Annotated in this window: 22 protein-coding genes; 13 read left to right on the forward strand and 9 right to left on the reverse strand. The window is 61.4% G+C overall.

What is annotated here, in order from left to right:
- The first annotated feature begins 152 nt into the window (after window positions 1-152).
- The gene (locus BJ917_RS11175) at window positions 153-779 is read left to right on the forward strand and encodes a TetR/AcrR family transcriptional regulator (RefSeq protein ID WP_096510216.1); all 627 of its coding nucleotides are present in this window, start codon (window positions 153-155) and stop codon (window positions 777-779) included.
- Between the two features lie 332 nt (window positions 780-1,111).
- On the opposite strand, the gene BJ917_RS11180 is transcribed toward BJ917_RS11175, so the two are convergent.
- Together BJ917_RS11180 and BJ917_RS11185 are read right to left on the reverse strand one after the other, a co-directional pair.
- The gene (locus tag BJ917_RS11180) at window positions 1,112-2,242 is read right to left on the reverse strand and encodes a P1 family peptidase (protein WP_121103371.1); all 1,131 of its coding nucleotides are present in this window, start codon (window positions 2,240-2,242) and stop codon (window positions 1,112-1,114) included.
- Between the two features lie 165 nt (window positions 2,243-2,407).
- Entirely contained in the window at window positions 2,408-3,511 is a 1,104-nt protein-coding gene (locus tag BJ917_RS11185) for an extracellular solute-binding protein (RefSeq protein WP_096510218.1), read from the reverse strand.
- A 110-nt stretch (window positions 3,512-3,621) separates the two neighbouring features.
- On the opposite strand from BJ917_RS11185, the gene BJ917_RS11190 reads away from it, so the two are divergent.
- On the forward strand, window positions 3,622-4,392 hold the full coding sequence (locus BJ917_RS11190) for a LuxR C-terminal-related transcriptional regulator (RefSeq protein WP_096510219.1): 771 nt from the start codon (window positions 3,622-3,624) through the stop codon (window positions 4,390-4,392).
- Between the two features lie 111 nt (window positions 4,393-4,503).
- Here the strand turns inward: BJ917_RS11190 and BJ917_RS11195 are convergent, their stop codons facing one another.
- Window positions 4,504-5,439, reverse strand: a complete 936-nt coding sequence (locus BJ917_RS11195; protein ID WP_121103372.1) for a class I SAM-dependent methyltransferase — start codon at window positions 5,437-5,439, stop codon at window positions 4,504-4,506.
- Window positions 5,440-5,724: 285 nt separating this feature from the next.
- Between BJ917_RS11195 and BJ917_RS11200 the strand changes: the two genes are divergently transcribed.
- The 7 genes from BJ917_RS11200 (at window position 5,725) to BJ917_RS11230 (ending at window position 12,338) form a co-directional block, all read left to right on the forward strand.
- Window positions 5,725-6,342, forward strand: a complete 618-nt coding sequence (locus BJ917_RS11200; RefSeq protein WP_121103373.1) for a cytochrome b/b6 domain-containing protein — start codon at window positions 5,725-5,727, stop codon at window positions 6,340-6,342.
- Entirely contained in the window at window positions 6,339-7,112 is a 774-nt protein-coding gene (locus BJ917_RS11205; protein WP_096510222.1) for a molybdopterin-dependent oxidoreductase, read from the forward strand. The genes BJ917_RS11200 and BJ917_RS11205 overlap by 4 nt, the downstream gene beginning before the upstream one ends.
- Window positions 7,113-7,158: 46 nt before the next feature.
- Window positions 7,159-7,428 carry a pentapeptide MXKDX repeat protein gene (locus tag BJ917_RS11210; protein ID WP_121103374.1) on the forward strand — a complete coding sequence of 90 codons (270 nt, stop codon included), beginning with the start codon at window positions 7,159-7,161 and terminating at the stop codon, window positions 7,426-7,428.
- A gap of 373 nt (window positions 7,429-7,801) precedes the next feature.
- The gene (fae, locus tag BJ917_RS11215; protein ID WP_075948975.1) at window positions 7,802-8,314 is read left to right on the forward strand and encodes a formaldehyde-activating enzyme; all 513 of its coding nucleotides are present in this window, start codon (window positions 7,802-7,804) and stop codon (window positions 8,312-8,314) included.
- Between the two features lie 10 nt (window positions 8,315-8,324).
- On the forward strand, window positions 8,325-9,359 hold the full coding sequence (locus BJ917_RS11220; RefSeq protein WP_121103375.1) for an aldo/keto reductase: 1,035 nt from the start codon (window positions 8,325-8,327) through the stop codon (window positions 9,357-9,359).
- Window positions 9,356-10,804 (forward strand): NAD-dependent succinate-semialdehyde dehydrogenase, encoded by a 1,449-nt coding sequence (locus tag BJ917_RS11225; protein ID WP_121103376.1) that lies wholly within the window; start codon window positions 9,356-9,358, stop codon window positions 10,802-10,804. The genes BJ917_RS11220 and BJ917_RS11225 overlap by 4 nt, the downstream gene beginning before the upstream one ends.
- A gap of 169 nt (window positions 10,805-10,973) precedes the next feature.
- Window positions 10,974-12,338 carry an MFS transporter gene (locus BJ917_RS11230; protein WP_096510226.1) on the forward strand — a complete coding sequence of 455 codons (1,365 nt, stop codon included), beginning with the start codon at window positions 10,974-10,976 and terminating at the stop codon, window positions 12,336-12,338.
- 123 nt (window positions 12,339-12,461) lie between these two features.
- On the opposite strand, the gene BJ917_RS11235 is transcribed toward BJ917_RS11230, so the two are convergent.
- Window positions 12,462-13,337, reverse strand: coding sequence for a LysR substrate-binding domain-containing protein (locus BJ917_RS11235; RefSeq protein WP_096510227.1), 876 nt, complete (start codon window positions 13,335-13,337; stop codon window positions 12,462-12,464).
- 329 nt (window positions 13,338-13,666) lie between these two features.
- On the opposite strand from BJ917_RS11235, the gene BJ917_RS11240 reads away from it, so the two are divergent.
- Together BJ917_RS11240 and BJ917_RS11245 are read left to right on the forward strand one after the other, a co-directional pair.
- A complete protein-coding gene (locus BJ917_RS11240; protein WP_096510228.1) occupies window positions 13,667-14,074 on the forward strand; it encodes a response regulator in 408 nt (135 codons plus the stop codon).
- Between the two features lie 150 nt (window positions 14,075-14,224).
- A complete protein-coding gene (locus BJ917_RS11245) occupies window positions 14,225-14,893 on the forward strand; it encodes an HAD-IA family hydrolase (RefSeq protein ID WP_096510229.1) in 669 nt (222 codons plus the stop codon).
- A gap of 109 nt (window positions 14,894-15,002) precedes the next feature.
- Here the strand turns inward: BJ917_RS11245 and BJ917_RS11250 are convergent, their stop codons facing one another.
- Together BJ917_RS11250 and BJ917_RS11255 are read right to left on the reverse strand one after the other, a co-directional pair.
- Window positions 15,003-15,662 carry an isoprenylcysteine carboxylmethyltransferase family protein gene (locus BJ917_RS11250; RefSeq protein WP_096510230.1) on the reverse strand — a complete coding sequence of 220 codons (660 nt, stop codon included), beginning with the start codon at window positions 15,660-15,662 and terminating at the stop codon, window positions 15,003-15,005.
- A 137-nt stretch (window positions 15,663-15,799) separates the two neighbouring features.
- Complete coding sequence (locus BJ917_RS11255) at window positions 15,800-16,750, reverse strand: GlxA family transcriptional regulator (protein WP_096510231.1); 951 nt, start codon at window positions 16,748-16,750, stop codon at window positions 15,800-15,802.
- 124 nt (window positions 16,751-16,874) lie between these two features.
- On the opposite strand from BJ917_RS11255, the gene BJ917_RS11260 reads away from it, so the two are divergent.
- Entirely contained in the window at window positions 16,875-17,666 is a 792-nt protein-coding gene (locus BJ917_RS11260; RefSeq protein WP_121103377.1) for an SDR family oxidoreductase, read from the forward strand.
- A 191-nt stretch (window positions 17,667-17,857) separates the two neighbouring features.
- Window positions 17,858-18,766: a pyridoxal-phosphate dependent enzyme gene (locus BJ917_RS11265; protein ID WP_096510233.1), complete on the forward strand. Its 909-nt coding sequence runs from the start codon at window positions 17,858-17,860 to the stop codon at window positions 18,764-18,766.
- An 83-nt stretch (window positions 18,767-18,849) separates the two neighbouring features.
- Here the strand turns inward: BJ917_RS11265 and BJ917_RS11270 are convergent, their stop codons facing one another.
- From BJ917_RS11270 to BJ917_RS11280, 3 genes are all read right to left on the reverse strand, one after another.
- Window positions 18,850-19,170 (reverse strand): DUF2388 domain-containing protein, encoded by a 321-nt coding sequence (locus BJ917_RS11270; protein WP_096515301.1) that lies wholly within the window; start codon window positions 19,168-19,170, stop codon window positions 18,850-18,852.
- Between the two features lie 104 nt (window positions 19,171-19,274).
- Window positions 19,275-19,625 (reverse strand): RidA family protein, encoded by a 351-nt coding sequence (locus BJ917_RS11275; RefSeq protein ID WP_096510234.1) that lies wholly within the window; start codon window positions 19,623-19,625, stop codon window positions 19,275-19,277.
- A gap of 28 nt (window positions 19,626-19,653) precedes the next feature.
- Window positions 19,654-20,898, reverse strand: a complete 1,245-nt coding sequence (locus tag BJ917_RS11280) for an FAD-binding oxidoreductase (RefSeq protein ID WP_121103378.1) — start codon at window positions 20,896-20,898, stop codon at window positions 19,654-19,656.
- Window positions 20,899-20,903: the final 5 nt, after the last annotated feature.

A 20,903-nucleotide genomic window follows, 5' to 3' on the forward strand; every position in this document is an offset into this window, starting at 1 on the left:
TTGATAGATGTATTGGCAGAATAGTATTCTGTAACAGAACAATGTTCTGTAACGGAACAGTATTCTGTCGAAGAGAAATCTGTCAACCTAGCGCCACTTTCCCGTTGGCAATCGCCAGCCTTCACCCATGCATTTTCCGGTCTGTGTTGAGTATGGAAACTTCAGATTTACTCGAGCGCTGCTACCCCGGCCGCCGCGCCGAACTCAAGCGCGACATCTTTCGCAAGGCCTTGAAACTGTTCAACGAGCAGGGAATCGAGGCCACGACCATCGACATGATCCGCGCTGAATGCGACACCAGCGTTGGCGCGATCTATCACCACTTCGGCAACAAGGAAGGCCTGGTGGCCGCGCTGTACTTCACTGCGCTGGACGACCAGGCCAGGCTGCGCGACAGCTACATGGCCGACGCCGCCACCACCCGGGCGGGGGTGCACGCCCTGGTGTACAGCTACGTGGATTGGGTCGATAGCCAGCCAGAGTGGGCGCGCTTTCAATACCACGCGCGATTTGCCGTGACCAAGGGGCCGTTCAAGGACGAACTCGCCACCCGCAACAAGGCGCGCAACAAGCAACTGATGGAGTGGCTGTTTGACTCGGCGCGCCGAGCTGAAATGGGGGACATTCCGGCTGAGCTGATACTGTCGCTGATCATCGGGCAGGCCGACAGTTACTGCCGCGCCTGGTTGTCGGGCCGGGTCAAGGGCAGCCCGAAGGCGTACCGGGAGATGCTGGCCGAGGCCGCCTGGCGCTCGGTCGCCGCTACCGAAACCCAATGAATCATCCCCCCCTGTGGGAGCGAGCCTGCTCGCGATAGCGGTGTATCAGGAACATCAACGTTGACTGACACACCGCTATCGCGAGCAGGCTCGCTCCCACAAGGGGGGGTGTTGGTTTTCAGAAGGTTAAAAAAGAGCCTCAAAGCTCTTTGATGGGGAGAAGTGGAGCCATTGAGGCTCAAGATGCGCATGAAGCAGGCGGTGAGCTTGATAGGGGTTCAGTACACTCACCACCTACGCAACGGCTTGGGCAAGCAAGCGGTTGCGCAACTTCATCGTAGAAAGATGGGGGTTCGCCCTCAAGTACCGCTAGTCGAATCCCCCCACAAGTGTCAGCTTCTGCGAAGACCTTCACCCGGCCAACCGGCCTGATTCAGGGCCTTGAGCAGCGTTTCGGCATCCAGCCCCGGCACGGCATGTCCATTACCTTCGGTCGTTTCGGCGGCAAGCAGGGCATTGATGATGGCTTCCTCCACCGCTTCGGTCGCCGCCAGGAACAATTCGCTGATGTGATCGTTATTGACCATGCTCAGGTGGTCGGTGGTCGGCGCGCGTTTGCTCTCGTAGGCGGCGGGTGGCACGTGAGCGTTGCCGGTGGCGAAGGCAATGAAAATGTCGCCGCTGTGGTCCTCGTTGCCGCCGCCAGTGCGTGCCAGGCCAAGGCTGGCACGCTGCGCCAGGCGCGTGCATTGATGCGGCAGTAACGGTGCGTCGGTAGCCAGGCACACCACGATCGAACCCATGCCCGGGTGCGGCAATGAGGCCTTGAGAAATGGTGAGTCGACCTGCTCCATGTAGCGCCCGACCGGGTAGCCATCGACTCGCAGCTCATTGCGGATGCCATGGTTGGCCTGGACGATGGCACCGACGGTCCAGCCGCCCTGGGCACTGTTCAAACGCCGCGATGCGGTGCCGATGCCGCCCTTGAATTCGTGGCAGATCATGCCGCTGCCGCCGCCGACATTGCCTTCGGCCACCGGCCCGCCCACCGCCGAGTGCACGGCCTGGGCCACGTGTTCGAGCTTTACGTGAAAGCCGTTGATGTCGTTGAGCAAGCCGTCGAAGGTTTCCAGCACCACCGGCATGTTCCAGTAGAGCCGCCCGTCATCCGGTTGCTGCTCACGGTCCACCACGATCAATGCGTCCCGCACCACGCCCAGGCTATGGGTGTTGGTGAAGGCGACCGGGCTGGTCAGCAGGCCGGCCTCGCGAATCCACTCAAGCCCTGTGGCGTCGCCGTTGCCGTTGAGCACATGGACACCGGCGAAGCACGGCTGCCGGCTGGCGGACCCTGCACGGGGTTCGATCACGGTGACACCGGTCAGAATGTCGCGGCCATTGGCGGTACGGCCTCGCACGTTGCTGTGGCCGACCCGTACGCCGGGCACATCGGTGATGGCATTGAGGGGGCCGGGTTGCAGTTGGCCAAATTGAATGTTCAGGTCGCGGGCACGTGGTTTCATGAGGTTCTCTTCTTCAAATGAGTGGCGCAAAGGTGAAGGGGATGGAGCACTGAACCTGTGGGAGCGAGCCTGCTCGCGATAGCGGTAGGTCAGGCAACATCAATGTTGAATTTGACGGCCCTATCGCGAGCAGGCTCGCTCCCACAGGGGATTGCGGTGTCTGGACTACTGTCCGTTTTTGACCTTGCTCCAGATCCGCGTGCGTACGCGTTCAGTGGCCGGTGGCAACGGCTGCAAGGTGAACAAGGTCGCCAGTGCCTCGGCAGATGGATACACGGCAGGATTGGTGCGCGTCGCTTCGGCCACCAACGCCGTCGCATTGCGGTTGCCGTTGGGGTAATTGAGGTGATTGCTGACCGGGGCGATGACCTCGGCACGCATCAGGTAGTCGATGAAGGCCAGCCCCTGTTGTGGATGTGGCGCATCCTTGAGTAACACCAGCGTGTCAAACCACACCGGCGCGCCTTCCTTGGGCAGGCTGTAGGCGATCTTCACGCCATTGCCGGCCTGCTCGGCGGTGGCCTTGGCTTCCAGCATCGCCCCGGACCAGCCCACTGCCACGCAGATGTTTCCGTTGGACAGGTCGCTGATGAATTTCGAGGAGTTGAAGTAGGCGATATGCGGGCGCAACTTGAGCAACAGCGCTTCGGCTTTCTTGTAGTCCTCGGGGTTGGTGCTATTGGGCGGCAGGCCGAGGTAGTGCAGGGCGACCGGCAGCATTTCCGAGGGCGAGTCGAGCATCGCCACGCCGCATTCACCGAGTTTGGCCAGGTTCTCTTCCTTGAACACCAGATCCCAGGAATCCACCGGCGCCTTGTCACCGAGCACCGCGCGCACTTTGTCGATGTTGTAGCCGATGCCGTTGGTGCCCCACAGGTACGGTACGGCGTACTGGTTGCCCGGATCGTTGTTGGCCAGTTTCGCCAGCAGGTCGGTGTCCATGTTCTTGAAATCCGGCATCTCGGCACGGGGTAGCGGGGCCAGCGCGCCGGCCTTGATCAGGGTCGGTAGGCTGAAGTTGCTGGCCACCACCACGTCGTAGCCACTGCGGCTGGTCAGCAGTTTGCCTTCCAGCACTTCGGCGCTGTCGAAGGTGTCGTAGACCGGCTGGATTCCGGTGTCGCGCTTGAAGTCATGCAGGGTGTCGGGGCCGATGTAGTCATACCAGTTGTAGACGTGAACGGTCGGGCCTTCGGTGGCAACCGCCGACAGCGAAACCGCCAGGCAGGCGCCCAACCCCAGATTGAAATACGAGCGGTGACCACTCATGATGCGGCACTCCTGGCCTGCTACGGCCGGTAATATTCAGGAGCTTGCAGAGTATCGACCAGGGTGGCCGTTACCCATTCCCATCATGGGTTACTCGAAAGGGGTAGTGAGTGGACGCGTTGTTGAAAGAGTTGCCGCTGCACCAGGGGCTGGCGCGGGTGTTCGGCGCGATCGGCGAGGACGGATTCTGGCGTGCGCTCATCGATACCTTGCGACTGCTGGTGCCGATGGACAACGCATTGGTGGCAGTGATTCAGCCGGGAAGGGTGCCGCGCCTGCTGATCGACTTCGACTCCAAGGGCAGTGGCGAGCATGAAGATCTGGCGGATTATTGCGCCGGCATGTACCTGCTCGATCCGTTTTACCTGGCGGTCTGTGCCGGCATCGCCGACGGTCTGCACAGCCTCGATTCGGTGGCCCCCGATCAGTTCCAGCAGAGCGAGTACTACCTCAGTTACTTCCGCTCGGTGGTCGGCGGTGACGAACTGCAATTCATGATCAACGTCGACGGCGCCGTGCTCGGCCTGTCCCTGGGACGCTCGGCGCGCTTCACGCTGGAAGAGCAGGGCCGCCTGCTGTGCGTGCGTGACTGGGTATTGGCCGCCATGCGCCGGCACCTGCAATTGCTGCCCCCGCAAGGCCCGGTGGCCGAATCGGTGGCCGGCGATCTGGCGACCCTGCTCGATCGCTTCGACGCGCGCCTGTCGGTGCGCGAAATCGAAACCGCCCGACTTATCCTCCAGGGCTTCTCCAGCAAGGCCATCGCCCAGCAAATGGGCATCTCCCCGGAAACGGTGAAAGTGCATCGGCGCAACCTGTATCACAAGCTCAATGTGAACGGGCATGGGGAGTTGTTTGCGTTGGTGTTGCAGCCGCGATAAGCCGGATTTTTTGGTGGCCCATGCCGGCCCCTTCACGAGCAGGCTCGCTCCCACAGTTGAAATGCATTCCCCTGTGGGAGCGAGCCTGCTCGCGATGGCGGCGACTCGGTCTTACTGCCGGAACACCAAAGCCTTCAACCCACACTCAAGATCGGCATCGGGAAACTCCGGCGGATTGCCCAGCCGTTGCTCGAAGCGCAGGCTCGGCGCTTCGCGGGTCACGCCGTCGATGAGGAAGTCAGCGCCGAATGCCGGGTCGTTCATGCAGGCCAGCACCGTGCCTTGCGGAGTCAGCAATTCCGGGAGGCGACGCAATACGCGCTGGTAATCCTTGGTCAGCAGGAAACTGCCTTTCTGAAAAGACGGCGGGTCGATGATCACCAGGTCGTACGGGCCCTTGCCGATCACCTTGCCCCAGGACTTGAACAGGTCGTGACCGAGAAAGGTGACGTTGCCAAGGTCATGTCCATTGAGCCGGTGGTTGTCGCGGCCACGGCTCAAGGCCGGGCTGGACATGTCCAGGTTGACTACGTGGGTGGCCCCCCCTTCGATAGCCGCCACCGAGAAACCGCAGGTGTAGGCGAACAGGTTCAGTACCCGTTTGCCCTCGGCATTGGCCCGCACCCAGTCGCGGCCATAACGCATGTCGAGGAACAGACCGGTGTTTTGTTTGCGGCCAAGATCCACCCGATATTTCAGTCCGCCTTCGGTGATGGTCATTTCCTCGATGACATCCCCCAGCAGCCATTCAGTGGTGCTTTGCAGCAGGTAGCGATGTTGCAGCAACAGCGTATGCGCACCCGATTCTGCCCACTGCGCTGACTGGGTGATCGCCATCAGCAACTGCTTCAAGTCCTCCAGTTGCGAAGTTTCTGGCTCCTTGAACAGCGCCACCAGCACCACACCCTGCAACCAGTCCACGGTCAACTGCTCCAGCCCCGGCCAGCAACGGCCACGGCCGTGGAACAGGCGGCGGGTTTCGGCGGGGGCGGCTGCCAGGGCGGTCAGCAAATGCGCTTGGAGAGTGGCGAGGGCGTCTGGGTTCATCGGTCAAGGGTCGGCAATTTTGAGGGGGCGGCATTTAACCATAGTTGCACCATCAGCGGATCACATAACCCCCTGTGGGAGCGAGCCTGCTCGCGAAGGCGGTGTGTCAGTCAACATTAGTGCCGAATGGTATGCCGTCTTCGCGAGCAGGCTCGCTCCCACAGGGTTTGCCACAGAGTTTTTGAAGGCTGCGAGTTATCACGAATAATTTAACTCTGCGTGAGGATTTGGCGATCTTGTCGCTCCCATACTCGGCTCCAACGAACAACAACAAGGAGCCCGGACATGTCGCAGTCAACTGCTTCACCCAAGGCCAGCCACCCCCGCTGGCTGCGGCTCACCCATTGGCTGAACGCCCTGGCGGTGCTGGTGATGGTCACCAGCGGTTGGCGCATCTACAACGCCTCGCCGCTTTTCGACTTCAGCTTCCCGAAATCGATCACCCTCGGTGGCTGGCTCGGCGGTGCCTTGCAATGGCACTTCGCGGCGATGTGGTTCTTGGCGATCAACGGCTTCGTCTATCTGCTCATCAACCTGCTCAGTGGCCGACTCAAACGACGTTTTTTTCCGGTCTCGCCCAAAGGCGTCCTGCATGACCTGTGGTCAGCGTTGCGTGGAAAACTCGGTCACGCTGACCTGAGCCATTACAACCAGGTGCAACGGGTGGCGTACCTGTTCGTAATGGTCGACATCACGTTGCTGGTGATCTCCGGGCTGGTGCTGTGGAAGTCGGTGCAGTTCCCGCTGTTGCGTGAGCTGCTGGGCGGCTACGAGGCGGCGCGGTATGTGCACTTCATCGCCATGTCGCTGTTGGTGGCGTTTGTGGCGGTGCATCTGGTGATGGTTGCGCTGGTTCCAAAAACGCTGGTGGCCATGATCGTCGGTCGCAAGGAGTCCGTATGAAAAAGTCCAACCTTGATGAGTCGTCGATCCTGACCGACGCTCGCAAAATCCTCGCGCCGCAGATCGAAGACCGCTCCCGCCGCTCATTCCTGCTGCGTGGCCTGACCCTCGGCGGCGTGGCCATGTTGTCCGGCTGCAACCTCACCGACAACGAAAGCGTCGAAACCGCGTTGTCGTCGATGTCGCGCTTCAACGATCGGGTGCAGGGCTGGCTGTTCAACCCCAATGCCATGGCACCGACCTATCCGGCGTCGATGATCACCCGGCCGTTTCCGTTCAATGCCTTCTACGGCATCGACGAAGCACCGACGGTGGAGGAGGAGGGCTATCGCCTGGAAGTCACCGGCCTGGTCGCGGACAAGCGCAGCTGGCGTCTCGAAGAGTTGCGCGCCATGGCGCAGACCGAGCAGATCACCCGGCACATCTGCGTCGAAGGCTGGAGTGCGATCGGGCGCTGGGGCGGCGTGCGCTTCAGTGATTTCCTCAAGCGCATCGGCGCCGACACAGACGCCAAATACGTCGGCTTCAAGTGTGCCGACGATTACTACACCAGCATCGACATGGCCACTGCGTTGCATGCGCAAACCTTGCTGACGCTGACCTATGACGGTGCGGTACTGCCGCGCGAGTACGGCTTCCCGATGAAGCTGCGCATGCCCACCAAGCTTGGCTACAAGAACCCCAAACACATCCAGGCGATTTTCGTCAGCAACACCTACAGCGGTGGCTACTGGGAAGACCAGGGCTACAACTGGTTCGGTGGCAGCTGACGAAGCCTGGACATTTCACCCTCAAAAACGAGCAAGGAGTTTCATCATGAAAAAGCTGACCACTGTTGCACTGTCCATGTGCCTCGCAATCGGCGCCGCCAGCGTATTCGCTGCCGACACCATGAGTAACGACGCAATGTCCAAAGACACCATGTCCAAGGACACCATGAAAAAAGACACGACCATGAAGAAGGATTCCATGGCCAAGGACACGATGAAGAAAGACAGCATGTCCAAGGATTCCATGAGCAAGGACGGTATGAAAAAAGATGCCATGTCCAAGGATGCGATGAAGAAGGACGCTATGTCGCAATAACCCCTTACACCACAATCCATTGTGGGAGCGAGCCTGCTCGCGAATGCGTAGTGTCAGTCAACATGGTTTCAGCTGACCCACCGCTTTCGCGAGCAGGCTCGCTCCCACAGGTTTTTTGCATGTCTTGAGAGGGTATGACCTGAAGTCATACCCCCATGATTTTATATGGTTACAGCCCCGCCAACCGCCAGTGTTAAAAAATCGCAAACCAGCTCATCAACAACAAAAAAGAGCGTTTGCAACCATGATCCTTCATCACTGCCGCGTCTTCGCCAGCGACCTGCTGCGCTCTTCGAACCCCGACATTTACCGCGCAATCCCTACGGTTTGCGTGCACCTCTGATCAACCCAACTCCCTGAAGAGTAAAAGCTCATGAAAGAACTCGACCTGTACATCGGTGAAGGTTTCGAAGGCCCTGGCGTGAACGCCGCGCACATCAACATCCTGATCGGCCCGCGCAACGGCCCGGCAGGGCAAGCGTTCGCCAATAGCCTGGCTTCGCCAAGCCAGGGCCATTGCCCGTTCATGGTCATCGCCCAGCCGAACATCCCGGTCAAGCCGATGACCCTGTATGTCAACAAAGCCGCGATCGGCAGCGACCTGCACGGCAACGCCACCTGGGGTGCATCCCAGGCCGGTATCGCCAAGGCCGTTCTCGAAGCGCTGCTGGACGGCACCTTGCCGCCGGAAGCCGAAGACGAATGGGCCATTGTCACCGCCAACTGGGTCAACCCGGCCTGCGACGACCTGGATGCGGTGTACCTGAACAACTACAACGCCTGCCGCACCGCGATCCGCGCCGCCCTGACCGGCAAGCCGGAAACCGCGCAGCTCAAGGATGTGGTCAACCACATCAGCAACCCTTTCTACACGCCAAAAGCCTGAGGTCCGCGCCATGCAATACATCCGTTTGGGCAACTCCGGCCTGCAAGTTTCCCGCCTGTGCCTGGGCACCATGAACATGGGTACTCCGGACTGGAAACCGTGGATCTTCGATGAAAAGAAAAGCGAGCCTATCGTCAAGCACGCGCTGGACAACGGTGTGAACTTCATCGACCTGGCGGACTTCTATTCCGCAGGCGTCGGCGAAGAAGTGGTGGGGCGCATCGTCAAGCGCCTGGCCCGTCGCGAAGACCTGGTGATCACCACCAAGGTCGGCTACGGCACCCGCGCCGGGATCAACGCCAGTGGCCATTCGCGCAAGCACATCATGGACGGCATCGACGCCTCGCTCAAACGCCTGGACATGGATTACGTCGACGTGTTCATGCTGCACTACTTCGACGTGAACACCCCGGTCGAAGAAACCATGAGCGCCATGAACGACATCGTGCGCTCGGGCAAGGCGCGCTACATCGGCGTGTCGACCATGCTCACCGGGCAACTGGCGAAAATCCTCATGGCCTGCGAGCGCAATGGCTGGGTCAAGCCGATCAACATGCAGCTGCAACTGAACTGCGCCTACCGCGAAGAAGAGCGCGAGATGATCCCGTTCTGCCGCGATCAGGGCATCGGTGTGTCGGTGTTCAGCCCGCTGGCCCGTGGCTTGTTGACCGGTGACGTGCAATCGACCCGCAACCAGACCGACTTCTTCACCCAGCAGATGTACAGCGACGAAGCCTCGTTCGAGATCGCTCATTCGGTACAGCGCGTGGCCCGAGCCCGTGGCGTGTCCAACGCGCAGATCGCCCAGGCCTGGGTGGCCAATCATCCGGGCGTGGATTGCATGCTGGTCGGCGCCGACACCACCGAGCAGTTCGACAGCGCCCTTGCAGCACTGGACACCAAACTCGATGCCGAAGAACTGCATGAGCTGGAACGCAACTACACCCCGTGCGACGTGATCAACGATTACACCGCCGGCAAACGTATCCTGCGTTCGGCCCGTCCGGGTTCGGAACGCTTCACCCTGACCGAGGCCGTGGCATGAGCGCTCTGATGCGGCACGGCAATTTCATCGATGGGCACTGGTTTACCGGCTCGGGGGTAAGCGCCGGGGCGACGTACCCGGTGCTGAACCCGGCGACCGGTGAGCTGATCGCCGATGTGCAGAAGGCTGGCGCCGAAGAAACCAAGCTGGCCATTGAAGCGGCCAATCGCGCCTTGCCGGCGTGGCGCAAGCTGACCGCCAAGGAACGCAGCCAGCGCATCAAGCGCTGGGGCGAGTTGATGCTGAGCAACCAGAAGGACCTGGCGACCTTGCTCAGCCGTGAGCAGGGCAAGCCGCTGGCCGAAGCCATGGGCGAAGTGGTCTACGCCGCCAGCTTTCTGGAGTGGTTTGCCGAAGAAGCCAAGCGCGCCTACGGCGATGTGATTCCGAGCCACAAGGCCGATGCGCGGATCATTGTGGTCAAGGAAGCCATCGGCGTAGTCGCGGCGATCACCCCATGGAACTTCCCGCTGGCCATGGTCACCCGCAAGGTCGGCCCGGCGCTGGCGGCCGGTTGCACGATGATCCTCAAGCCGTCGGAAGAAACGCCGCTATCGGCCTTCGCCCTGGCGGTGCTGGCCGAGCAGGCCGGCATTCCAGCGGGTGTGTTCAACGTGGTCTCCGGCGATGCCGTGGCCATCGGCGGCGCGCTGCAAGCCTCCGGCATCGTGCGCAAACTGTCGTTCACCGGCTCCACCCGCACCGGCAAGTTGTTGATGCGCCAGGCGGCCGACACCTTGAAAAAGGTCTCGCTGGAACTGGGTGGCAACGCGCCGTTCATTGTCTTCGACGACGCGGATATCGACGCGGCGGTGAAGGGCGCGATGGCCTCGAAGTTCCGCAACACCGGGCAGACCTGTGTCTGTGTGAACCGCTTCTTCATTCAGGACGGCGTGTACGAAGCCTTTACCGGCAAACTCGCCGAAGCGGTGGCGGCAATGCGCGTGGGCAATGCCCTGGAAGGGGAAACCGAACAGGGACCGCTGATCAACACGGCGGCGCTGGCCAAGGTCGAGTTGCATGTCAGCGACGCGGTGGAGAAGGGCGCCAAGGTCCTGTGCGGTGGCCGTCGCCATGCGTTGGGCGGCACTTTCTACGAACCGACGATTCTCGCCGAAGCCAGCAGCGACATGCTGATCGCCCAGGACGAAACCTTCGGCCCGGTGGCCGCGTGCTTCCGCTTCAAGGACGAGGTCGAGGTGCTGCAACGGGCCAACGACACGCCCTACGGTTTGTCGGCCTACTTCTACAGCCGCGACATCGGCCGCGTGTGGCGCATGGCCGAAGGCCTGGAAGCGGGCATGGTCGGGATCAACGAAGGGATCATCTCCACGGAGGTGGCACCGTTCGGTGGCATCAAGGAATCGGGCCTGGGTCGCGAGGGTTCGAAGTACGGTCTGGATGACTACCTGGAAATCAAATACCTGTTGATGGGTGGCCTGTAAGGGGCACCCCCCCTGTAGGAGCAAAGCTTGCTCGCGATGACGGAGTGTCAGTCGAAGCCTGTGGTGCCTGACACTCCGTCATCGCGGGCAAGCCTTGCTCCCACAGAAGCAAAAAAAACCAGAAATATCGGTTTCATTTCTCCGTCAATAACAACAATTGGAGACTTACATGTCTGTACAACCGGTAAAAATCGACGACCTGCCCATCGGGCGCTTTCACATCAAGATCGCCGGCCTGACCTTCGGTGCGCATTTCACCGACGGCTACATCCTCGGCCTGATCGGCATTGCCTTCACCCTGCTGAGCCCACAGATGCAACTGGATGCTTTCTGGCAGGGCCTGATCGGCGCTTCGGCATTGATCGGTCTGTTCATGGGCAGTCTGTTTTTCGGCTGGATTTCCGACAAGGTCGGCCGGCAGAAAATCTTCCTGGTCAGCTTCGTGCTGATCACCCTCGCTTCAGTGATGCAGTTCTACGTGGAAACGGCGATGAGCCTGTTCCTCTGCCGGGTACTGATCGGCATCGGCCTGGGCGGTGACTTCAGCGTCGGTCACGCCATGCTCGCCGAGTTCGCGCCAAAGAAACATCGCGGGGTGTTGCTCGGTTCGTTCAGCGTGATCTGGACCTTCGGTTATGTGGCGGCGACCTTTGTCGGCACCGCGATGCTCAGCCTCGGCGACGATGCCTGGCGCTGGATGCTGGCTTCGTCGGCGATCCCGGCGGCACTGATCCTGATCGCACGCATCGGCACCCCGGAGTCGCCACGCTGGCTGGTCAATCAGGGGCGTATTGCCGAAGCGCGGGCAATCGTCAAGAAACACCTGGGCGATAACGTCGAACTCGACGAAACCCGTTCCACCGAAACCCGCTCCGGTTATGCTGTACTGTTCAGCCGCGAGTACCGCAAGCGCACCGCGTTCAACTGCCTGTTCTTCGTCTGCATCGTCATGCCGTACTTCGCCATCTATACCTTCCTGCCGTCGATCCTGCAGAAGATGGGCCTGGCTGAAGGCTTCGGCACCGAACTGATGCTGAACATGCTGCTGATCCTCGGCGCACTGATCGGTATCTGGTGCACGATCAAATTCACCCGTCGCGGGTTCCTGATCAACTCATTCATCATTCTCGCCATCGCCCTGTTCCTGCTGGCGGTACTGCCGGGCAGCGCGGCGTTCCTGATGGTGCTGGTGTTCGGGTTGTTCACCCTGGTGTTGTCGGCGGTCAGTAACCTCGTGGGCGTGTTCCCGGCCGAAAGCTTCCCGACGGAAGTGCGTGCCAGCGGTATTGGCCTGGCGACGGCGGTCAGCCGCCTGGGCTCGGCGATCAGCACCTTCCTGCTGCCGGTGAGTGTGGCGGGGATCGGCCTGAGCCCGACCATGGGCATCCTGGCGGCGATCCTGGGGATTGGCGCGTTGTTGTCCTGGGCCTGGGCACCGGAGACCAAGTCGCTGACGTTGAGCCAGGCGTGCAAGGCGCAGAGTCCGGTGGAGGGTGGTATGCATGTAGCCGGAAAGGCTGCAACACCGGTCTAACTACTGGCACGCCCCCTGTAGGAGCAAAGCTTGCTCGCGATAGCGCCGGACCATCCAACATATCCGTTGAATGACACGCCGCCATCGCGAGCAAGCTTTGCTCCTACAGGGGGTAGCGGTGTGTCAAGGGTTGCTGACCCTCTCCAGCCACTCGGTAAACAACCGAACCTTCGACAAGCCCCACTTGTCATTCGCCACATCCAGCCAATAGCCATACGGCCCTATCACCTCCACCGGGGTGATCGGCAACAGGCTGCCATTGGCCAGTTCCTTTTCGATCATCTGCCGGTCGATCACCGCCAGGCCACCACCGGCCAGGGCGGTATGGATCACTTGGTCCAGGGTGCTGAACTCCAGCCCTTGCGCGGCATCTACATCGTCGCGGCCCATTGCCGCCAGCCAGTTTTCCCAGACCTTCAAGCGCTTGCCGTTGTGCAGGATGTGCAGCAACGGCAATCGCTGCAGGTCGGGTGGCTGTCCGTCGGTGAACAACTCCGGGCTGGCGACTGCGATGTGCCGTTCCATGACCAGTAGCTGGCTGTGGCAATGGCTGTCCGCTTCGAGGCCGAAGCGGATGTGGCAGTCGATCTCGGCAAGGTTGTCGTGGCTGGCCTGGTGGGTCACGCTCAGGCTGATGTCCGGGTAGCGCTGGCAGAACGCGCGCAGGTGCGCCGACAGCCAGCGTGTCGCCCAGGTCGGCGGCGCCACGATCCGCAGGCGCTGACGCAGGTTGGGCACGCGCACGGCTTGCAGGGCGCGTTCGATATGATCGAAGGCATCGCTCAGGTGCGGGGAGAGGGCGGTGCCGGCTTCGGTCAACGACAGCCCTTGGGGCGTACGAATGAACAGTGTCACGCCGAGGTAGTCTTCGAGCTGCTTGATCTGCCGGCTCACCGCGCCCTGGGTGACGTTCATGCCCAGGGCGGCCTGGCTGAAACTGCGATGCCGCGCGACCTCTTCGAAGACGCGCAGCATGTTGAGCGAGGGCAGTTGACGCATGGCGGGGGGCTCATTTGTTTGAGTGTGCTTTGTGGTGCCTATCTGACTATTGGCAATGAGCTGATGCAAGCGTTGTTTGGGCTGACGATTTCGCTGGCAAGCCAGCTCCCACAGGTTAGGTGATCACTGTGGGAGCTGGCTTGTCGGGTCGCCGCATCGCAGCGATGGCGTCATCAAGAGCGCAATCAATGCCGGATCAGATGGCAGGACGCCTGATTTCGTCGTCTTCGTGTATCAAAAATGAATTTCCTTCGCCGCCGCTGCTCATACCTGTAGGGCGAGGAGTAGAGCCCGTGAAATCGTTGAGGCATACAGGGAGCGGCAAGGTCATGAGTCGAATATCGACGGCGAGTGGAGACCTTCAAGGCGGGTTGATTCTGGTGGTTGAGGACGACCCGCTGATTCTGGAGTTTCTCTGTGAAATTCTGCAGGAAGAAGGCTATAGGGTGGAGCCGCAGACCAGTGCGGACGCCGCCTCGGTGTACTTGCAGCGTCATGCGCAGGGCGTCGGGTTGTTGCTGACGGATATCACCATGCCCGGCACGCTCAACGGCGCCGACCTCGCCAACCTGTTCGGCGATCGCTGGCCGGACAAACCGATCATGATCATGTCCGGCTACGAGACCCCTGAAAGCTCCGGCGTGCGGCATGAAGTCTCGTTCATCAAGAAACCCTGGGCGCTGGGGCAGTTGCTCGATTGCGTGGATGGCGCGTTCAATTCACGTCGTACCTTGTAGGCGCTGCGGTGCGACGATTCGACTTGCCAGCGAAGAGGCCAGAAAGTCATGCATTGATTTCGCGGACGCCTTCGCTGGCAAGCCAGCTCCTACAGGGATCGTGTAGAGTCTTTGGGATATCCGCTAGTTCCCTGAGATAGGAAGGACCCTTTGCCAACTCCCGAATCCGTCTTCAACAACCCATACCGTGCCTTCCTGTTCGACATGGACGGCACCATCCTCACGTCGATTGCCGCCGCCGAGCGCGTCTGGGCCCATTGGGCCGTGCGCCACGGTGTCGATGTCGAGAGCTTCCTGCCCACCATCCACGGTGCCCGCGCCATCGATACCATCCAGCGCCTGGCGTTGCCCGGTGTCGATGCCGAGGCTGAAGCGGCGTGGATCACCGCAGCGGAAATCGAGGATGTCGAAGGGGTTGCAGAAGTGGCGGGTGCGGCGCGGTTCCTGAAGTCACTGCCGGCCCATCAATGGGCCATCGTCACCTCGGCACCGAGGACGCTGGCGTTGCGTCGCATGGCCGCGGCCGGGATTCCCGAGCCGGATGTGATGGTCACTGCCGAGGATGTCAGCGTGGGCAAGCCTGATCCGGCGGGGTATCGGTTGGCTGCCCGACGACTGGGGGTCGAGATAGCGGATTGCCTGGTTTTTGAAGACGCCACGGTGGGGATATTGGCGGCGCAGGCGGCGGGGGCGGATTTGGTGATTGTCACGGCGACCCATGAACAGCCGATTGAGACGGGGCATGCGACGTTGACGGGATATGACGTGGTTGCCGCGAATGTGGATTCGGTTGGCCTTATCCGCCTGCACACAATCTAATACTGTCGGAGCGAGCCTGCTCGCGAATGCGGAGTATCAGTCAACATTGATGTGGCTGACATACCGCATTCGCGAGCAGGCTCGCTCCCACATTGGATGTGTGTTGGGTTCAATAAATCTTGGGTATCAACCGCCAGCTCCGCGCGCAATAAGCCTCATATTCACCCCCGAACTGCGCCCTCAGCAGCGCCTCTTCTGAATGAATCCGCGCAATCAGCGGAATCAACGTCAACGCCGCCAGCAACAGCCCCACGCCCGAGCGAAATGCCAGCGCCCAACCCACGCCGATGACCATCATTCCCAGATAACTGGGGTTGCGCAGGTTGCGGTAGATGCCGTCGGTGACCAGGCGATGCCCCGGTTGAATCGCCACCAGCCCGCTGAAACGCTTGCCCAGCACGAACACCGGCCATAACCGCAGTGCGCCGCCGATAATGAACAGGATCGCCCCGAGCCAACGCATGCCTTCACCACCAAAGGTCCAGAAATCGATGCGGTCGGTGTAGGCCGGCAGATACCCGCTCAATAATCCGATCACCCCGAACGCTGGCAGCACCCAGCGATTGGCCCGGTCTTCTCGCTCCCCGGAGCTGAGATTGACCTCGGTGAACAGCGAAGCGATGGCCATGACGACTGTCGCCAGCGCCACCACCACCAGCGCGCCGTGGGAGAAGAAAGCGCCAATGCCGCCCAGCCCCCAAATGGCCAGGGCGAGGTAGGCGAGGGTGGACACGACGGCGAAAAACGCCAGTTTTGCCGAGATTTTCATACGACCTCCACGCACACTCCTTTCATTGTAGGAGCTGCGGTGCGACGGTTCGACTTGCCAGCGAAGGTCGTTAACGAAAACGCGTATTCCCTGAATGCTCGCGCTATCGTTGACGATCATCGCGAGCGAGCTCGCTCCTACAGGGGGATCGTCTCCGATCTGGCGCTACGCCGAATCACCTGCGGCGGTTGCCCGAACGCCCGCAGGAAGGCTTCGCGCATACGACGACGATCGGTGAAACCAGTCTCCAGGGCAATCTGGTCGAGGGTCAGGCGTCCGCGCTCGAGCATTTGCCGGGCCGCTTCCAGGCGCAGGTTTTCGATGGCCTTGGCTGGCGACTGGCCGGTTTCAGCGCGGAAGGCACGGCTGAACTGGCGCGGACTGAGGCGCGCCACGTCCGCCAGTTGATCCACCGACAGTGTCTGGGCCAGGTGTTCCCGGGCATAGCCGAGCACGGTCTGGATGCGGTCAGACTTCGGCTCCAGCGCCAGCAGCGCCGAGTGTTGCGACTGGCCACCGGCACGGCGGTGGTACATCACCAGTTTCTGTGCCACCGACCGGGCGAGTTCTGCTCCGTGGTCTTTCTCCACCATGGCCAGCGCCAGGTCGATGCCGGCGGTCATCCCGGCGGATGTCCAGATCGAACCGTCGATCACATAGATGCGGTCGGCCTCGACCTTGATCGATGGAAAGCGCTCCTGCAGTTGCCGCGCGTAGGCCCAATGGGTGGTGGCCCGTCGTCCTTCGAGCAAACCGGCCTGGGCCATGACAAAGGCGCCGGAGCAGATCGATGCCGTGCGCCGCGCAGTCCGTGCACTGGCACGCATGTAATCGAGTACCGCTTCGGGAGCCTGTTCGAGGATGCCATCGCCGCCGACCACGATCACCGTGTCGATCAGCCGTTCATCGAATGCTTCGGTACCGACGGTCAACCCACCGGAGGCGCGCAAGGTGCGGCCATCTTCGGACAGCACGCGCACGTCATACAACGCTTCCCCGGCGCTGAAGTTGGCGTACTCGAACACCGGCATCGCCGCCAGCGCCATGGACTGGAACCCCTCGAAAACCACAAACGCCACGCTGATCATCGCGATGCCCTCAAACGGTCATGTCCGAAAAACGTACTTTAAACGTCATTTGCGACGCGTGTCAGTCAATTTATAACAGCTCACACCCGGCGAATATCTCGCCGCACTGCAAAGGAAATTGAACATGGCTCTTTCATCCAAAGGTACTGCCCTGATCACGGGCGCCTCGTCGGGCATCGGCGCGGTCTACGCCGACCGTCTCGCCCGCCAGGGTTACAACCTGATTCTGGTGGCGCGCAGCCAAGCGAAACTCAACGCCCTGGCCAGCCGCTTGAGCAATGAAACCGGGCGCAACGTGGAAGTGGTCGCCGCTGATTTGAAAGATAAAACCGATCTACTGCGGGTTGAACAGATTCTGCGCAGCGATGCCAGCATCACTTTGCTGGTCAACAACGCCGGGGTCGGTGCGGTCCTGCCGCTGCTGGGCAGCCCGGTGGATGACATGGAAGACATGATCACCCTCAACATCACCGCCCTGACGCGCCTGGCCTATGCCGCCGCGCCCGGCTTCGTCGCCCGTGGTACCGGGACCGTGATCAACATTGCCTCGATCGTCGCCATCGCCCCGGAAATCCTCAATGGCGTGTACGGCGGGACCAAGGCGTTCGTCCTGGCTTTGAGCCAGTCGATGCTTCACGAATTGGCGGACAAGGGCGTGCGCGTCCAGGCCGTGCTGCCGGGTGCCACCGCCACGGACTTCTGGAACGAGGCCGGCCATCCGGTGGAAAACCTGCCGCAGGAAATCGTCATGTCCGTCGAGGAAATGGTCGATGCCGCGCTGACGGGCTTGGCCAATGGCGAAACGGTGACCATCCCGGGCCTGCACGACGGCGCGCAGTGGGACGATTACGAAGCCCGGCGCCAGGCGCTTACCGGGTTGCTCCACAACTCCACGGCGGCGCCGCGTTACCGTTAATTTGATTGTGTTCTTGCGCACGCTATCGCGAGCAGGCTCGCTCCCACAAGGATCAGTGCATACCCTGTGGGAGCGAGCCTGCTCGCGATGGCGTCATCAGCAACGGCTCATGAACTAAGCTTGAACAAGGACCGTTCACCGCGGGCCCGTGGAAAATTCGACGGGCCAACGGCGTGCAAAAGGAGCCCGAAATGCTTCATATCAGAACGCCCTTGATCCTGCATCCCGACCTGTCGACGCCATCGCGCCGCATCTGGCTCAAACTGGAAAACCTGCAACCCAGTGGCTCCTTCAAACTGCGCGGCATAGGGCTTTTGTGCAGTCAGGCGGCAGAGCGGGGTAAGCGCAAGGTCATCTGTCCTTCCGGCGGCAATGCCGGGTTTGCCACCGCCGTGGCCGCCTCCCGCCTGGGCTTGAAAGCCTGCATTGTGGTCCCGCACACGACCCCTGAATCCACCCGCGCCAGGATCAAGAAAACCGGTGCCGAGGTGATCGTCCATGGCAAGGTCTGGGACGAAGCCAATCTGCGGGCGAAGGAATTGGCCCAAGGCGCAGACACCGAGTACGTGCCGGCCTTCGATCATCCGGTGCTGTGGGAAGGGCATAGCACGATGATCGATGAAATTCTCGAGGATTGTCCGCAGGTCGATGCGCTGGTGACCTCGGTGGGCGGTGGTGGTTTGCTCGCAGGCATTCTCACCGGACTGATCCGCCACCATCGCATGGACTGCAGGATCATCGCCTGTGAAACGCAAGGTTCAGCCTCTTTCGCTGCCGCCGTCAGCGCCGGGCATCCGGTCAAGTTCCCCCGGATCGATACGGTCGCGCGGTCGCTCGGCGCATCCCTGGTGGCTGCGTGGCCGGTCCAGCACATCCTGGATTTCCCCCACGAACTGGTCACGCTCAGCGATGAGGAAGCGATCATGGGGGTGGTGCGTTACGCCAGCGATTTGCGTCAGTTGGTCGAGCCCGCCTGCGGAGTGTCGCTGGCCATCGCCTACCTCGACCACCCGGCGATCGCCGAAGCTCACGACGTGGTGGTTGTGGTGTGTGGCGGCGTCAGCATCAGCGCGCAACTGGTGGCCGGCTGGGCTCGTTGATCGAAAAACCCTGTTGAGCCTCAAGCAAGGCAGGGCTGGAAACGCTATCCGGGTTTCACAAGCCCCACCGCTGAGGTTGGCGTTTATTGACCTTCGGCAACGCCGTCCTGGACGAGAATGGCGCGGGCCAGGTCCTCGTCGCTTGCGCTGTTGAGGTCGGGATGTGCCTGACGAATCCGCTGTAGAACCTGTTCAAGATAAACCCCGCGAATCGCACCACCACTGGCCACGAAACTGGAGGCGTCATCCCGTGCGGGAATCATCATTTTTTTATCCTTGAAGGTCGAATACAGCGAAGCGGAAACGCCGGCCGAGGTGGCGACGTCTTCCGCATCCACTTTGGCCATTGCAGAGCCGAAGGGTAAACACAACAGCAGGGAAGAAACGATAATCAGACGGCGCATGACGGTGTCCTCGTGCAGCAAAAAGGAAGTGCCTCATATTTTAGGATGCACGGCGGTCGTCGAGAGTTCCCTGTCGTTGTGCGCCCGGTTAAAAGCGGTAGAGTTCAGCCCCTTGCCGCGCAGACAATCACCTCGACCCGCAATGCCGGATCGGCCAGTTTCGCCTCGCCACAGGCCCGGGCCGGCGCATGCCCTGCCGGGACCCAGGCATCCCATACCGCATTCATCGCTGCGAAATCCGCCATGTCGGCGAGCCAGATGGTGGTTTGCAGCAGTCGTTCCCGGGACGAGCCGGCCTGCTCAAGCAAGGCATCGACTCGCGCCAGGGCATCGCGGGTCTGATCGGCAATGTTGTGCTGCGGGTCTCCCACTTGTCCGGCCAGGTACAGGGTGTTGCCATGGACAACGATCTGGCTCATGCGTTGATTGGTCTGTTGGCGCTCGATGGTTTGCATCAATGGTTCTCCTGTGGAAAGGCGTTGCTCAGAAGCGTTGCGCGGAAAAACTGTCCAGCCAGCGGGGGGCATTGCCGGCGATGCAGTCGGCGACCAGTTGACCAGTGGCCCCGGCCAGGGTCAGGCCCAGGTGCTGATGGCCGAAGGCGTAGATCAGGCGCGGCTCGTTCGGCGACGGGCCAATGACCGGCAGCGAGTCGGGCAGGGAAGGGCGAAAGCCCAGCCATTTGCGCGCGACCGGTTGGGTCAGGCCCATCACGCGACGCACGTGACGTTCCAGATAATCGAAACGCTTGGGGTTGGCCGGGTCATTGATCGAGCCGAGCTCCACGGTGCCCGCCACGCGCAGGCGGCCGGCCATGGGGGTCATGTAGAACGCGCTTTCCACCGGACAGCACGGCCGGTTGAGCAGGGTGTCTTGCAAGTCGAATTCAATGTGGTAGCCGCGTTCGGTATCCAGCGGGATGTGATCGCCCACCTGGCGCGCCAGCGCTGCCGACCACGCGCCGCCGCACAGCACGACGCGGTCGGCACGCCAGGCTTTCCCTTCGGCGCTGTTAAGGTACAAGCCGTCACTCTTGCGTTGCAGGGTGGTGATCGTTGCCTGATGCAGGGCCCCCTCGTCGATCAGCGGTGCCGCCAGCGCTTCGATGAATGCGCGTGGGTCATCCATGTGCGACGACTCGGGGAACAGGATGCCACCGACCGCTTTTCCCGCCAGCGCCGGTTCCAGCTGTTCGACCTCTGCCGCTTTCAGCACCTGTTGGGCAATGCCCAGCGAACGGCGCAACTCAATGGCCGATTGCGCCCCGGCGAGCCCCTGCTCGGTGCCGTAGGCATAGAGGCAGCCGTTGTGACGCAAGTGCCCGTCAGCCTGCGGACAGTCAGCCAGCAACGGCGCATAGCCGCTGTAGGTGTGCTGGAGGATCTGGCTCAGGGCCTGGGTGTTGGCCTCGCAGCGTGAGGCGCGACATTCATTGAGAAACCGCAGCAACCAAGGCATCAATGTGGGTAAGCGTGCCCAGTTGATGACGAAGGGCGATTCCTTCGAAAACAGCAGCGACGGAATCGCCTTCAACAGAGACGGCTGGGCAATCGGCATCACGCCATAAGGCGCAAGCGTGCCGGCATTGCCATAGGACGCGCCGCTGGCAATGCCCTCGCGTTCCAGCAACACCACCTGGTAACCCTGGCGCCGCAGCCAGAGTGCGGTGGCAACCCCGACCACCCCGGCACCGATAACGGCGATTTCGCAATGAACTGGCTGTGTCATGTTCC

It is taken from the genome of Pseudomonas sp. WPR_5_2, from assembly GCF_003634475.1.
Classification (GTDB): Bacteria; Pseudomonadota; Gammaproteobacteria; order Pseudomonadales; family Pseudomonadaceae; genus Aquipseudomonas; species Aquipseudomonas izuensis.